Origin of the sequence: Streptomyces sp. NPDC079141 (assembly GCF_040686775.1) — a bacterium.
Taxonomy (GTDB): domain Bacteria; phylum Actinomycetota; class Actinomycetes; order Streptomycetales; family Streptomycetaceae; genus Streptomyces.
In genome coordinates, this window is the sequence record NZ_JBFBLP010000039.1 from 1 (window position 1) to 15,985 (window position 15,985).

Genomic DNA, 15,985 nt, shown 5'->3' on the forward strand with positions numbered 1-15,985 from the left:
AGGGGGGTGGTGAGGATGGGGTGGGGGGAGATTTCGATGTAGTGGGTGTGTCCGTCGGTGGTGAGGGTGTGGGTTGTTTCGGTGAGGCGGACGGTGTTGCGGAGGTTGGTGTACCAGTACTCCGGGGTCAGGTCCTGGGTGTCGATCCGGGTCGCGGTGACCGTCGAGTAGAACGGGATCTGCGACGAGCGTGGCTGGATCCCGTCCAGTGCGTTCAGGATGTCGTCGCGGAGGGGTTCGACGTGTGCGGAGTGGGAGGCGTAGTCGACGTCGATGATCCGCATGCGGATGCCGTCGGCCTCGCAGGCTGTTTTGAGGGCTTGCAGGGCGTCGGTGTCGCCGGAGACCACCGTGCTGGTGGGGCTGTTGTGTGCCGCGATGGACAGCCGCCCGTCCCAGCGGGCCAGCAGGGGCGTGAGGGCGTCGGGGTGTGCGTGGATGCTGGCCATGCCGCCGTGTCCGGCGAGGCGGGTGAGCGCTTTGGAGCGTTGGGTGATGATGCGGGCTGCGTCGTTGAGGGTGAGGGCGCCGGCGATGTGGGCGGCGGTGATTTCGCCTTGGGAGTGGCCGGTGACGGCGTCGGGGTGGATGCCGTGGTGCTGCCACAGGCGGGCCAGTGCGGTGGTGACGGTGAACAGGACGGGCTGGACGATGTCCATGCGTTCCAGCGGCGGCTGACCCTCGTCCTGTCGCAGGACGCCCAGGACACTCCAGTCGGTGTGCTGCTCGACCGCGGTGGCGGCTTGGTGGAAGTGGTGGGCGAAGACCGGGTGGGTCTCCAGCAGGTCGAGGGTCATGCCGGGCCATTGGCTGCCCTGGCCGGGGAAGACGAACACAACCCGGCCCGAGGCTGCGGTGCCCTCGACCACGTGCGGTGCGGGTTCTCCGGAGGCGAGCGCGGTGAGGCCCTGGATGAGGTGGTCGCGGTCGGTGGCGAGGATGGTGGCGCGGTGGTCGAAGGTGGTGCGGGTGGTGGCCAGCGCCCAGGCCAGCTGGGCAAGGTCCAGCTCCGGGTGGGTGTCCAGGTGGCCCAGCAGCCGCTGGGCCTGCTCACGCAGCGCATTGCCATCCCGCGCGGTGAGCACGCAGGGTATGGCCGTAAGCGGCAGGGGCGGCTCGACGGGCTCCAACTCCCCTTCCGCAGCGGGGGCTTGTTCCAGAATCACGTGCGCGTTGGTGCCGCTGATGCCGAACGAGGACACTCCGGCCCGCCGTGACCGCTCGTTCTCGGGCCAGGGCCGCTGCTCGGTGAGCAGCTCGACCTCGCCCGCGCTCCAGTCGACATGCGGGCTGGGCTCATCCACATGCAACGTCTGCGGCAGCACCCCGTGTCGCAACGCCATGACCATCTTGATGACACCACCCACACCCGCGGCGGCCTGGGTGTGTCCGATGTTCGACTTCAACGACCCCAGATACAGGGGGTGTTCGCCGCGCTGACGCCCGTAGGTGTTCAGCAGCGCCCCGGCCTCGATCGGGTCCCCGAGTCGCGTTCCGGTCCCATGCGCCTCAACGACGTCAACGTCCCCGGCGCCCAGTCCCGAGGCGGCCAGCGCATCACGGATCACCCGCTCCTGCGACGGCCCATTGGGCGCCGTCAGCCCATTACTGGCCCCGTCCTGGTTGACGGCCGAGCCCCGGACAACGGCGAGCACCTGATGCCCCGCCCGCACCGCATCCGACAACCGCTCCACCACCAGCACACCCACACCCTCGGACCAACCGGTCCCGTCCGCCGCCGCCGCGAAGGACTTGCAGCGGCCGTCGCCCGCCAGGCCGCCCTGGCGGGCGAACTCCACGAACGTGCCCGGCGTGGACATCACGGTGACGCCGCCGGCGAGGGCGAGGTCGCACTCGCCGCGGCGCAGTGCCTGGGCGGCGAGGTGGAGGGCGACGAGGGAGGAGGAGCAGGCCGTGTCCAGGGTCAGGGCCGGGCCCTCCAGGCCGAGGACGTAGGAGATACGGCCGGACAGGACGCTCGACGTCGTACCGGTGAGGGCGTGGCCCGCGATGCTGTCGGGTGACTGGTGCAGTCGGGGGCCGTAGTCCACGCCCATCACGCCCAGGAACACGCCGGTCCTGCTGCCGCGGAGGGAGGTGGGGTCGGTCGCGGAGTGTTCGAGGGCCTCCCAGGCGACCTCAAGCGTCAGCCGCTGCTGGGGGTCCATGGCCAGCGCCTCGCGCGGGGAGATGCCGAAGAAGCCGGCGTCGAACTCCGGGGCGTCGTGGAGGAATCCGCCCCGGAACTCCTGCGCGGTGTCCCAGCCCCGGTTGCTCGGCGGGGCGCCCGTCGCATCGGTCCGGTCGGTCACCAGGCGCCACAGGTCCTCGGGGGAGCGCACCCCTCCGGGGTAGCGGCAGGCCATTCCCACGATGGCGAGGGGTTCGGTCGTACGGGCCACGAGTTCGTCGTTCTCGCGGCGCAGGACCTCGTTCTCCTTCGCCGACACACGTAGGGCCTTGACGAGCTGTGCGTTCGAAGTCTCCATCTGGGGTCTCCAGTTCGTGATGACTGCCGAGAGGGCGGGTGCGGGGGCGGTGCTGCGGGTGGGTCAGTCCGGCTGGGCCTCCGCTGTCGCGCCCTCCCCGAGGACGTGCCGGATCAGGCTCTCGGCGTCCATCTCGTCGATGTCGTCGAGCGAGATCCCCGCCTCGTCGTGCCGTGGTGTGTCGTCCGGCACCGGCTGTCGCCCGGACGTGTGCGCGCCGGCCAGGTCGAGCAGGGTGTCCAGAATCCCGGCCTCGCGGAACCGGTCGAGCGGCAGTTCGGTCAGGACCGCGCGGACCTTGTCGTCGAGGCCGTCCTGGCCCTGTGCCGGGGCGGCGTCGGCGCTGAGGAGCGAGTCGACGTGGGCCGCGACGGCTGCCGGGGTCGGGTAGTCGAAGACGACCGCGCCGGGCAGCCGCAGTCCGGTGGCGGCGTTGAGCCGGTTGCGCAGTTCGACGGCGGTGAGGGAGTCGAACCCCAGCTCGCGGAAGGCCCGTTGGGCGTCGAGGGTGACCGAGGCGGCGTGTCCCAGCGCCTCGGCGGCGCACCGGTTCACGAGGGCGGCGACGGCACGCTCGCGCTCGGCCGGCGGGAGGTTCCGCAGGTCCGCTCCGAGACCTGCCGGTGTGTCGCCCTGCGGCTCGGCCGGCCGGTGGACCTGCCGCGTGCCCGCCAGACGGGAGAACACGGCGGGCAGGGAGCCGGCCGCGGCCCGTGCCCGTAGCGCGGGCACGTCGATGCGGGCCGGAACCACCGTTGTCGTGCCGCTGGTGAGTGCCGCGTCGAACAGGGCGGTGCCCTGGTCCGCCGTCAGGGGCGGCAGGCCGTTGCGGGTCCACCAGGCCAGCCCGGCCTCGCCCAGGCCGCCGGCCATGCCGTCGGTGTCCGCCCACAGGCTCCAGGCCAGGGAGACGGCGGGCAGTCCGGCGGCGCGCCGGTGCTCGGCGAGCGCGTCGAGGAAGGTGTTGGCGGCGGCGTAGCTCGCCTGGCCGGGTGTGCCCATGACGCCGCTGATGGACGAGAACAGCACGAAGGCCGAGAGATCCAGGTCCTTGGTGAGTTCGTGCAGGTGCCAGGCGGCGTCGACCTTGGGCCGCAGTACGGCGGCGACGCGTTCGGGGGTCAGCGTCTCCAGGGTGCCGTCGTCGAGCAGGCCGGCGGTGTGGACGACCGCGGTGAGGGGGTGCTCGGCAGGGACGTCGGCCAGGAGCGCGGCGAGGGCGTCCCGGTCGGCGGCGTCGCAGGCGGCGACCTGGACGGTGGCCCCCAACTCGGTGAGTTCCGCTGTCAGTTCGGCGGCTCCGACGGCCGCCGCGCCGCGCCTGCTGCTCAGGATCAGCCGGCGCACCCCGTGCACGGAGACCAGATGCCGGGCGAGGATCCCGCCGAGGGCACCGGTGCCGCCGGTGATCAGAACGGTTCCCCGCGGGTCGAGGGCGGCCGAGCCGGTGGCGGCGGGTACGGCCGTGAGGCGCGGTACGTACAACTGGCCTGCGCGCACCGCCAGTTGCGGCTCCGAGCCGGCCGTCAGGTGGGCCAGCGCCTGCTGCGAGGCACTCTCCCCGTCGATGTCGACCAGCACGAACCGGCCGGGGTGCTCGGCCTGCGCGGACCGCAGCAGACCCCACACCGTGGCCGCGGCCGGGTCGGGCACGTCGTCCGCCGGCGTGGCAGCCACGGCGCCGTGCGTGGTCACCACCAGACGGGCGGAGCCGAACCGGGGATCGGCCAGCCAGTCCTGCGCCAGGGCCAGCGTCCGGACGGTGGCCGTGTGCGCCGCGGCCACCGTGCCCTCCGTGCTGCCCGCCCGCAGGGCCGGTACGGGGAGCACGATGGCGTCGGGCACGGGCTCGCCCGCCTCGACGGCCTGCCGCAGGGCGGCGAGGTCCGGATGGCGGGTGAGCCGGGTGCCGGGTACGTCGGGCAGGTCCGGCTCCGTGCCGATGACGGCCAGGCGCGCCACCGGCTCGGCGGGCGTGCCCGACGGCGTCCACTCGATCCGGTGGAGGTCGCGGTGCGGCACCTGCCCCTGTCCGGCGAGCCGGTCGAGCGCAACCGGCCGCAGCACCAGGGATTCGACCGAGGCGAGCGGGTGGCCGGAGCCGTCGAGGACGCTCAGCGCGGCCGAGTCCGCGCCCTGCCGTGTCCAGCGGGCGCGCAGCGTGTCGGCGCCGCGACGGTGCACGGAGATGCCGGACAGCGTGAACGGCAGCGGTATGCGGCCCGTCTCCTTCCCGGCGGCGTCCGCCACCAGCGGATGCAGCGTCGCGTCGAGCAGGGCGGGGTGCAGCGCGAACCGCCCGGCCCGCTCCCGCTGTTCCTCGGGCAGCCGTACCTCGACACAGAGGTCCGGATGCTCGCCGCCGCCGACGCGCCAGGCACGGTGTACGGCACGGAAGGCGGGCCCGTACTGGTAGCCGAGGCCGTCGAGATGCTCGTAGAGCTCCGCCGGATCGATCGGGACGGCGCCCGCGGGCGGCCACGGGGCCGGTACGGCCGCCGGGGCGGGATCGTCCGCCGCGAGGCTCGCCGACACGTGCCGCACCCACGGCGCGGGACCGCCGTCCGCGCCGGGTGCCGCGGGGCGGGAGTGGACCGTGAGCGGGCGGTGGCCGGAGCCGTCCGCGGCGCCGACGGCGACCCGGACCTGGACCGCGCCCAGCTCGGGCAGGAGCAGCGGGGCCTCGATGGTGAGTTCCTCCACCCGGTCGCAGCCGATGTGGCCGCCGGCCTCCAGGGCCAGCTCCACGAAGGCGGTGCCCGGGAGCACGACCGTGCCCGCGACCGTGTGGTCCTCCAGCCACGGGTGCGTACGGCGCGACAGCCGCCCGGTGAACAACAGGCCTTCCCCTTCCGGGGATTCGACCAGCGCACCGAGCAGCGGATGGTCGCTGCCGGTCAGGCCCAGGCCGGCGGCGTCGCGTGTGCCGTCGGGAGCCGGGAGCCAGTGCCGTTGCCGCTGGAACGGATAGGTCGGCAGGTCGACCTGCCGGGCCGCGGGAAAGAACGGGGTCCAGTCCGGGCGGGCCCCGGCGACGTACATCCGGGCCAGGGCAGAGGTGAGTGTCTCCGTCTCCGGGCGGCCCGCACGCAGCATGGGGGCGAGGGTGTGCTCCGGCCCGGAGAGACAGTCCTGGGCCAGCGCGGTCAGGACGGCGTCCGGCCCGAGTTCGAGGAACGTCGTGACGCCCTGCTCCTCCAGCCAGCGGATGCCGTCCAGGAACCGGACGGCCTCACGGACGTGGCGCACCCAGTAGTCGGGCGAGCAGATCTCGTCGGCGGTCAGCGGCCGGCCACTGAGGTTGGACACGACCGGAATGCGCGGCGGCCGGAAGGTGCACCGGTCCACGGCGGCACGGAACTCGGCGAGGATGCCGTCCATGTGCGGTGAGTGGAAGGCGTGGGAGACCCGCAGCTGCTTCGTCCTGACCCCGTTCGACCGCCAGGCCTCGGCCAGTTGCCGTACGGCATCGGCATCGCCCGAGACCACCGTGGCGGACGGGCCGTTCACCGCGGCCGGCACCACCCGGCCGCCGAAGCCGTCCAGCGAGGCGAGTACGTCCTCGGCGGCGGCCTCTACGGCGAGCATCGCGCCGCCCTCGGGGGCCGACTGCATCAGCCGGCCGCGGGCCGCGACCAGGGCACAGGCGTCCGGCAGCGACAGGACCCCCGCCACGTGCGCGGCGGAGAGCTCGCCCAGGGAGTGTCCGATCAGGTAGTCAGCGGTCAGGCCGTGGTCCTCGGCCACGCGGTACAGCGCCACTTCGAGGGCGAACAGAGCGGTCTGCGTGTAGGCCGTGGAGTCCAGCAGCGCCGCCTCGGCACTGTGCTCCAGCGCGAAGACCACGTCCTTGAGGCCCACTTGGAGATGACGGTCGAGCTCGGCGCAGACCTCGTCGAAGGCCTCGCGGAAACGGGCGTCGCCGTCGTACAACTCGCGTCCCATGCCCGGGCGTTGGCTGCCCTGCCCGGTGAAGAGGAACGCCGTCCGGCCGCGGCGCGCGGTGCCGGTCAGGACGTGGGGGCCGCCCGTGCCCGCGGCGAGCGCCGCGAGGCCCTCCAGCCGGGCGGTCCGGCCCTCGGCGGTGATCACCGCCCGGTGGTCGAGGACCGCACGGTTCGCCAGCGAGAACCCGACGTCGCCCGCGGTGAGTTCCGGGCGCCCGGCGAGGTGTTCGCGCAGCCGTGCGGCGCTCTCGCGCAGCGCCTCGGGGCTGCGGGCCGACAGCACCCACGGCACCCGTCCGCCGTCGCCGTGGCCCTCGTCGGACCGGCTCGGCTCGGGCAGGGGCGCCTCCTCGACGATGACGTGGGCGTTGGTGCCGCTGATCCCGAAGGACGACACGGCGGCCCGGCGCCGCAGCTCCCCGCGCTCCCAGCGGACCGGTTCGGTCAGCAGGGACACCGCGCCGGACGACCAGTCGACGTGCCGGGACGGCTCCCGCGCGTGCAGGGTGGGCGGGAGCGTCTCGTGGCGCAGGGCCATCACCATCTTGATCAGACCGCCGATGCCGGCGGCGGCCTGGGTGTGCCCGATGTTGGACTTCAGCGAGCCCAGCCACAGGGGCCGGCCGGCCCGGCGGCCCTGGCCGTAGGTGGCCAGGACGGCCTCGGCCTCGATGGGGTCGCCCAGGGCGGTGCCGGTGCCGTGCGCCTCCAGGGCGTCCACGTCCTGCCCGGACAGCCCGGCGGTCGCCAGCGCCTGCCGGATGACGCGTTCCTGAGCGGGGCCGCTCGGTGCCGTCAGGCCGTTGCTGGCACCGTCGGAGTTGACGGCCGAGCCCCGTACCAGCGCCAGGACCCGGTGCCCGTTCCGGCGGGCGTCCGACAGCCGCTCCAGCACCACGAGACCGGCACCCTCGGCCCAGCCCGTGCCGTCGGCCGCGGCCGAGAACGCCTTGCACCGGCCGTCGGGCGCGAGACCGCGCTGCCGGCTGAACTCCACGAACATGCCGGGTGTGGCCATCGCGGTCACCCCGCCCGCGAGCGCCAGCCCGCATTCGCCCCTGAGCAGGGACTGGACCGCGGTGTGCAGCGCCACCAGCGAGGACGAACACGCCGTGTCGACCGTGACCGCCGGTCCGGTCAGGCCCAGGAAGTAGGCCACGCGCCCGGACACCAGACTGGCCGAACCACCGGTCAGCAGATGCCCGTCGCCGCCCTCGGCGGCCTCGTGCAGCCGAGGGCCGTAGTCCTGCGCGGTGGCCCCCACGAACACCCCGGCCGCGGTGTCGCGCAGCGAGGCCGGATCGACGCCCGCGTGCTCCAGCGCCTCCCACGCCGTCTCCAGGACGAGCCGCTGCTGCGGGTCCATGGCCGCGGCCTCACGGGGGCTGATGCCGAAGAACTCCGCGTCGAACCGGTCGATGCCGTCGAGGAAACCGCCGCGCCGGGTGTACGTCCGGCCGGGCACCCCCGGTTCAGGGTCGTACAGCGCCTCCACGTCCCAGCCGCGGTCGGCGGGGAAGTCCCCGATCGCGTCGCGCCCCTCGGCCAGCAGCCGCCACAGGTCCTCCGGCGAGTTCACCCCGCCGGGATAGCGGCAGCCCATTCCCACGACGGCGATCGGCTCGTCGTCCCGCCGCACCCGGGCCGGCCCGGAGTCGGCGCGTACGCCGCGCAGTTCGTCGTCCAGCCTGCGGGCGAGCGCGGCCGGCGTCGGATGGTTGAACAGCACCGCGCCCGGCAGCGGCAGCCCGGTGTCCGAGGCCAGCCGGTCGCGCAGCTCCACCGAGGTGATCGAGTCGAAGCCGAGGTCGGAGAAGGTCCGTTCGACGTCGACCGAGCCGGCCGTGCGATGCCCGAGCACGCTCGCGGCGTGCGTGCACACCAACTCGACCAGGGCGCCGTGCCGTTCGGCGCTTCCCAGCCCGTCCAGGCGACGCGTCCAAACGCCGCCCTCGGCGGCCTTCGCGGGCTCCGCGCGGTCGTCCCTCTCGCTCTGCCCGCCCGGCTCGTCCGTACCGGCGTCGCCGAGCCAGTGACGGTCGCGCCGGAACGCGTACGTCGGCAACCCGACCTGCCGCCCGCCGTCTCCGCCGAACACGCGGGCCCAGTCGACGCCGACGCCCGCGTTGTGGGCCGAGGCCACCGCCGTGACCAGGTCCCGGGGCTCGGGCCGCGACCGGGACAGCAGCGGCAGCAGCACCGGGGCGCTGTCGTCGAGGCAACTGCGGGCGAGGGCGGTGAGCGAACCGTCCGGCCCCAGCTCCAGGTACACACCGACGCCCCCGGCTTCCAGCGCCCGCATGCCGTCGTGGAAACGCACCGCTTCCCGCACGTGCTCCGCCCAGTAATCGGGCGAGCACAGCAGCTCGGCACCGGCCGGCCGGCCCGTGCGGTTGGAGACGACGGGGATCCGCGGCGCACGGAACGACAGCCCGGCTGCCACCTGCCGGAACTCGGCGAGCATGCCGTCCATGTGCGGCGAGTGGAAGGCATGGCTGACCCGCAGCGGCTTGGTCTTGCGCCCCCGGGCGGCGAGCACGCCCGCGACCTCCTCGACCACCGCGGCATCCCCCGACACGACGATCGACTGCGGCCCGTTGACGGCGGCGACACCGGCCGCCTCCTCCCGCCCGGCCAGCAGTGCCCGCACCTCCGTCTCGGTGGCCTGTACGGCGATCATGGCGCCGCCGGCCGGCAGCGCCTCCATCAGCGAACCCCGGGCGGCCACCAGGGCAGCGGCGTCCGGCAGTGAGAGAACCCCGGCGGCATGCGCGGCGGAGAGCTCGCCGACCGAGTGCCCGGCCACGAAGTCGGGGACCACGCCCCAGTGCTCCAGCAGCCGGAACAAGGCGGTCTCCAGGGCGAACAGACCGCTCTGGGTGTACATCGTGCGGTCGAGCAGCGCCGCGTCCGCGGAGCCCTCGGCGGCGAAGAGGACGTCCCGCACAGGGCGGTCGAGATGCCGTCCCAGCTCCGCGCACACCTCGTCCAGCGCCTCGGCGAACACCGGATACGCCTCGTACAGGGCACGGCCCATACCGGCCCGCTGACTGCCCTGGCCGGAGAACAGGAACGCGACCCGGCCCCGGGCAGCCCCCGCCACCGCGGCGACCGTGTGCGGCAGCCGGGTCCCGTCCGCCAGCGCGGCCAGGCCCGTCAGCAGTTCCTCCCGGTCCGCGGCGACGACGGCGGCACGGTGCTCGAACGCCGTGCGCGTCATGGCCAGCGCGCGGCCGAGGCCGGCCGGCCCGGCCTCCGGGCGCGCGACGACGTGTGCGTGCAGCTGCTGCGCCTGGGCGCGCAGCGCCGCTTCGCTGCGCGCGGAGACCAGGACGGGTACGGGTGCGGATGCGGGCACGGATGCGGGCGCGGGCATGGACGCGGGAGCCTCTGCCACCGCCCCGGCGGCCTGCTCGGGACGGTCCGGCGAGGTCTCGCGGGGCCCTTCGCCGAGTACGACATGGCAGTTCGTCCCGCCCATGCCGAAGGAGCTGACCCCGGCGGTCAGCGGACCGTCGGCGTCGGCCGAAGGCCACGCCCCCAGCTCCCGCTGGACCCGCAGATTCAGCTCCGCCAGCGGGATGCGCGGGTTCGGCTCGGTGAAGTGGAGACTCGGCGGGAGCTCACGGTGGTGGATGCTCAGCACCGCCTTGAGCAGGCCGGCGATGCCCGCCGCCCCCTCCAGATGCCCGATGTTCGTCTTGGCCGAGCCGACCGGCAGCGCGGAGCCGTCCCCCCGGACCGAGCCCAGCACGGCACCGAGTGCAGCGGCCTCGACCGGGTCGCCGACCGTCGTCCCCGTACCGTGCAGCTCGACATAACCGACCTGCTCCGGCCGCACGCCCGCAACCCGGTACGCGCGGCGCAGCACCTCCTCCTGCGCCGCCGCACTCGGCGTCGTGAGCCCTTCGGTCGCGCCGTCGCTGTTCACGGCGCTGCCCCGGACGACCGCGTACACGAAGTCCCCGTCCGCCAGCGCCCGCGCCAGCGGCTTGAGCACCACCAGGCCGCCGCCCTCGCCCCGCACATAGCCGTCCGCCCCGGCGTCGAACGTGGCGCAGCGACCGCGTGGCGACAGGGCGCCGAACTTCGCCACCCCCACCGTGCCCTCCGGCAGCAGGTTCAGGTGCACCCCGCCCGCCAGCGCCACCTCCGACTCGCCCAGCCGTAGGCTCTGACAGGCCAGATGCACGGCCACCAACGACGACGACTGCGCCGAATCGACCGTGACGCTCGGACCGTTCAGACCCAACGCGTACGACACCCGGTTGGCGATCAGCCCCCGGCTGAGCCCGGTGACGGAGTAGTGGTCGATCCCCTCCGCCCCCCGCGCATGGGCCAGCGCCGCGTAGTCGTGGCCGATCGCCCCGACGAACACACCCGTGGAGGTGCCCGCCAGCGTGCTCGGCACGATGCCCGCGTGCTCCAGGGCCTCCCACCCCAGTTCGAGGGCGAGCCGCTGCTGCGGATCCATCGCCCTCGCCTCACGCGGGGACAGCCCGAAGAAGCCGGCGTCGAACTCCGCCACGCCGTCCAGGTACGCGCCCCAGCGGCTGTTGGCCTTGCCGGGCGCGGACACGTCCGGGTCGTAGTACGCGTCCGCGTCCCAGCGGTCGGCCGGGGTCTCGCCCACGGCGGACCCGCCCCGGCGCAGCAGCCGCCAGAACGCGTCCGGGTCCGGGGCCTGGGGAAGACGGCAGGACAGGCCGACGACGGCGACGGCGTACGGGTGTTCCGGATCCCGGGAGGTGACACCGGCGTCGTCCTGGATGGTGGCGTGTGCGTTCATGGCGGGTCCTTTCGCCGCTCGGCCGTTAGGCGGCGGTCGTGTCGAGCGCCTCGGTCACGAAGCCGGCGGCCTGCTGGTAGCCGTGATCCGTCAGATGCGTGGCGTCGTAGAAGCTCCAGCCCTCGAACCGGTCGGCCGAGACGTCCACGAACCGCACGCCGATCTCCGCGCAGCCCGCGGCGAACTGCCGGCTGTAGGACTCCCAGTGCTTGGCAACGAACTCACGGAACGGACCGAACACCGGAAGCTGGTAGTCGAAGCTCTCCTGCTCCTCCGCTACGAGGTCACGCGTCAGCGGGTCCGCCAGCGGCTGCAGACAGAAGACGAGCTGCGCGGAGTCCGGAACGGCGCGGGCCAGCAGAGCGAGATCACGGAGCTGGTGCCGCAGCGCCGCCTCCATGCCGGCCAGGCTCTCCGCCTCCACCGGAGCGCCCTCGGTCCGCGGCGCCGGAGGGGCCACCTGCTCCGCGGTGCGCGTTCCGGTGATGAGCTCCGCGATGTTGAACAGCGGCTCCGTCTCCACCACCCGGAAGATCCGCTCGAAGAACGTCGCCCCGAACACGCCGTTCGGCTTCTTCGTCCGCAACTGCGCCAGCAGCGAGGTCCAACCGCTGAACACGACCACCGTGGAGGCCGCGTGCAGGAAGGGCATCAGCGCGTGCAGCTGCTGCATCGAATTCCCGCCGGGGACACCGAGGTTGAGCTGCGGCACCCCGGTCACCTCCGCCAGCCGGGACGGCAGCGTCGCCGCGTCCGAGGAGGCGCCGACACCGAACGCGGTCGAGGCCCCTACGACCAGCCCGCCGCCGCCCGCGAGCCACGACGTGCTGTCCACGGGCCCCTGGGGCGAGGTCGAGAGGCGGAACCCCTCCTGGTCGATGGAGTACACCCGGCTGCTGCTGCCGGGCCGGTAGGTGTGGACGACATAGGGGTGCGGATACAGGTTGACGTCGTACTCGGCGAGGTCGGGCCAGCGGCGGTGCCGCTCGGCGACCAGATCCTGATCGAAATTGCGCAGGGTTCCCACGGTCATTTCTCCGATCGTGTGTGGGTGGTGGTCTGTGTGGTCTGTCTGGTCTGTGTGATCGTGCGTGCGTGGGTGGCTTCTGTGGTCGTGCGTGCCGCTGCTACGCGGCCTGCCTCCGCTCGCGCAGCCAGGAGTTCACCTGCTGCGCGACCTCCGCCACGCCGGTCGTCATGAGCGTGAAGTGGTCGGCATCGACGGTCACTTCGGCGGCGGGGAAGGGCCACGACGTACGCCAGTCGCGCCCGTGCCAGGAGTCGTCGACCGGTTCCCCGGCCCTGACCAGAAGGGTCGGCGCGCTGCCGGCGCACACGGCATCGGCCCAACGGAACCGCGTGTAACGCGCCATGGCGGTCAGCCAGGCCTCGCCGGCCGCGGCGCCGCTGTCGGAACCTTCGAGACGACGCAGCTGCTCCGCCAGCAACAGGGAAGCGATGTCGGTACGTTCGCTGTCGGCGCGCGAGTCGTCGCCCAGGGGCCCGTACGAATCGAGCAGGACGACCGCCTGCGGACGCATGTCCCGGCTCTCCAGCCTGCGCGCGACCGCGTTGGCGATCAGCCCGCCGGACGAGTAGCCCACCAGCACGAACGGGGAGCCGCCACTGTGGCGTCGGACCGTCTCCGCGTGGGCCTCCACCAGCGCGTCCAGATCCTCGGGCAGCGGCTCTCCGTCGAGGAAGCCGGGATGCCGGAGCACCGACACATTCCGCACGCCCTCGAACTGCGAGGCGAGACGGGCGAACTGGAGGGGATTGGCGGTCCCCACATAGGACGGGAAGCACAGGAGCGCAGGCCCGTCGTCCCCCTGGGCCATGGCGGTCGGCCGCGCCCCCACGCCCGCCGCGGACCCCACGTCGAAGGACGGCCGGAACGCCGACATGCCCGCCACCGCGGAAATGAACTCCGCCGTACGCCCGGTCTCACCCGCCCGCCTGAACAGCGCCCCCAACGCGCCATTTGTGGCGACACCGGCCGGTGATGCAGTGCCCTGCGGGGCGTCGGCGCCGACAGACAGCTCGGCCGCGAGATGCCCCGCGAGCTTCTCCGGGCTCGGGTGGTCGAAGACGAGGGTGGCGGGGAGGGCGAGCCCGGTGGCGGCGGTGAGCCGGTTGCGGAGTTCGACGGCGGTGAGGGAGTCGAAGCCGAGGTCGCGGAAGGGGTGTTCGGGGTTGATGTCGTGGCCGCGGCTGTGTCCGAGGACGGTGGCGGTGTGGGTGCGGATGAGGTCGAGGAGGGTCTGTTCGCGCTCGGTTGCGGACTGGGCTGCGAGGCGTTCGACGAGGCGTTCGGCGAGGGCGGGGCCGGGGCCGTTCTGGGCGCCGGCTCGCTGCCGGGCGGCCGGACGCGTACCCGGCACCAAGCTCCGAAGGAGCGGGGGGACGTGGGCGGCCGGCTGGTTGCGGAGGTGGGTGGTGTTGAGGGCGAGGGGGAGGGTGTGGGTGTGGGGGAGTGCGGTGTCGAGGAGGGTGAGTGCGTCGGGTGTGGTGAGGGGGGTGAGTCCGTGGCGGGCTATGCGGGTGTGGTCGGTGTGGGTGAGGTGTTCGGTGAGGGTGCTGGTCTCTTCCCAGAGGCCCCAGGCCATGGATGTGGCGGGGAGGTCGTGGGCCCGGCGGTGGTGGGCGAGGGCGTCGAGTGCGGCGTTGGCGGCGGCGTAGTTGGCTTGTCCGGGGCTGCCGAACACGCCCGCGGCGGAGGAGAAGAGGGCGAAGACGGACAGGTTCATGTGCCGGGTCAGGTCGTGCAGGTTGAGGGCTCCCTGCACCTTGGGCCGGAGGACTCGGCGTATCTGGTCGTCGGTCAGGGCGGTGAGGGTGGCGTCGTCGAGGGTGCCGGCGGTGTGGATGACGCCGGTGAGGGGATGGTCGGCAGGGATCTTCGCCAGTGTTTCGGCCAGTGCCTGCTGGTCGGTGATGTCGCAGGCGGTGATGGTGACCTGGCTGCCCAGCGCCTGGAGGTCTTCGCGGAGTTGGTCTGCCTCGGGTGCGTTGGGGCCTTGCCGTGAGATCAGTAGGAGGTGGGGGGTGTGGTGGTGGGTGGCGAGGTGGCGGGCGATGGCGGTGCCGAGGGTGCCGGTGCCGCCGGTGATGAGGATGGTGCCGGTGGTGGGCCAGGCGGCAGTTTCGGTGTCGGGTGTGCGAGTGAGGCGGGGGGCGAGGGTTTGGCCGTTGCGGATGGCGAGTTGGGGCTCGTCGGGGTGGATGGGGCCTGTCGGCTGGTTGGTGTCGATGAGGTGGATGCGGCCGGGGTGTTCGTTCTGGGCGGTGCGGATCAGGCCGGTGATGGCGGCGTGGCGGAGGTCGGGGGCCTGGGTGTCGTGGGGGGTGGTGACGGCTCGGTTGGTGAGGACGGCCAGGCGGCGGGCTGTGTTGGCCGGGTCGGTGAGCCACTGCTGGAGGTAGTGCAGGGCGGCGGTTACGGCCTCCTCGACCTCGCTCGCGTCATCTTCCTTAATGGCGAACAGAGTTGAGGCATCCAGCCAGTCCACTGCGTCCGTCTCGTCGGTGCCTGTCTCCACCGCAACCCAGTCCACCTGGAACAGACCGGCGTGCCCGGAGGCGCGGGTGGCTGTCAGGGCTTCCACTGCGACCGGGCGCGTCACCAGCTTCCGTATGGACACCACCGGATTGCCGAATGGATCGGTCGCGGAGAGGGCGATTCCGTCCTGGCCGTTCGGTGAGACGCGGACCCGCAACTCGGTAGCGCGCGAGGCGTGCACCGACACGCCCTCCCAGACGAAGGGCAGCCGGGCTGCGTCGTCCGTGCCGGAGCGTTCAGCGGCGAATCCGGCCTGGAGCGCGGCGTCGAGAAGGGCCGGATGGAGGGTGAAGTCGGCGGCCTGCTGCTGGAGTTCGGTGGGCAGGGCGACATCGGCGTAGAGGGAGTCCTCGTGCTGCCATGCGGCTCGGACGCCCTGGAATGCCGGGCCGTACTCGTAACCCGTCTCGGTCAACTTCCCGTAGAAGTCAGTCAGATCAACAGGTGTCGCGCCCTGCGGGGGCCACTGCCCGAACTCCGTCCAGTCCGCCTCGTCCACGGGACCCGCGGCGAGTGCGCCGCTTGCGTGTTGGGTCCAGGGGGCGTCGGGGGTGTTTTCGGGCTGGGAGTGGATGGTGATGGGGTGTTGGCCGTGGGGGTTTGGGGCGCCGACGGTGACTTGTATGCGTGTGGCGCCGTGTTCGGGGAGGGCGAGTGGGGCGTGGAGGGTGAGTTCGGTGAGGTGGCCGTTGGCGGTGTGGTCGCCGGCGTGGATGGCCATCTCTGCGAGGGCCGCGCCGGGGAGGAGGACGGTGTCGTGGACGGCGTGGTCGGCGAGCCAGGGGTGGGTGGTGAGGGAGAGGCGTCCGGTGAGGATCAGGCCGTCGTCCTGGGCGAGGGTGACCACCGCGCCGAGCAGGGGGTGCCGTGGGGAGACCAGACCGGCCGCCGATACATCGCCCGCAGTTGCCCTGAGTTTGGGCCAGTAGTGCTGGTGTTGGAAGGGGTAGGTGGGGAGGGGGGTGGGGGGTTGGGGGGTGAGGAGGGTGGTCCAGGTCGGGTTGGTGTTCTGGACGAGTGAAGTGGTGAGGCGGGTGAGGTGGCTTTCGTTGCGGCGGAGGGTGGGGGTGATGGTGGTTTGGGTGTTGTGGGTGTCGAGGGTTTCCTGGAGGGGGGTGGTGAGGATGGGGTGGGGGGAGATTTCGATGTAGTGGGTGTGTCCGTCGGTGGTGAGGGTGTGGGTTGTTTCGGTGAGGCGGAC

Annotated in this window: 4 protein-coding genes; all 4 read right to left on the reverse strand. The window is 72.9% G+C overall.

What is annotated here, in order from left to right; genetic code table 11:
• A partial coding sequence (locus AB0Q90_RS41905; RefSeq protein WP_363165982.1) for a type I polyketide synthase occupies positions 1 to 2,489 on the reverse strand: 2,489 nt, incomplete at its 3' end.
• A 63-nt stretch (positions 2,490 to 2,552) separates the two neighbouring features.
• Positions 2,553 to 11,225: a type I polyketide synthase gene (locus tag AB0Q90_RS41910; RefSeq protein ID WP_363165983.1), complete on the reverse strand. Its 8,673-nt coding sequence runs from the start codon at positions 11,223 to 11,225 to the stop codon at positions 2,553 to 2,555.
• Positions 11,226 to 11,250: 25 nt separating this feature from the next.
• The gene (locus AB0Q90_RS41915) at positions 11,251 to 12,258 is read right to left on the reverse strand and encodes a hypothetical protein (RefSeq protein ID WP_363165984.1); all 1,008 of its coding nucleotides are present in this window, start codon (positions 12,256 to 12,258) and stop codon (positions 11,251 to 11,253) included.
• A gap of 94 nt (positions 12,259 to 12,352) precedes the next feature.
• Positions 12,353 to 15,985, reverse strand: a 3,633-nt coding sequence (locus AB0Q90_RS41920; protein WP_363165985.1) for a type I polyketide synthase, incomplete at its 5' end; no start/stop codon positions are given.

What these genes read in the sequence shown, in the direction of transcription:
- AB0Q90_RS41910 (WP_363165983.1), bottom strand. Translation starts at nt 11,225, where the DNA reads ATGAACGCACACGCCACCATCCAGGACGACGCCGGTGTCACCTCCCGG.
- AB0Q90_RS41915 (WP_363165984.1), bottom strand. Translation starts at nt 12,258, where the DNA reads ATGACCGTGGGAACCCTGCGCAATTTCGATCAGGATCTGGTCGCCGAG.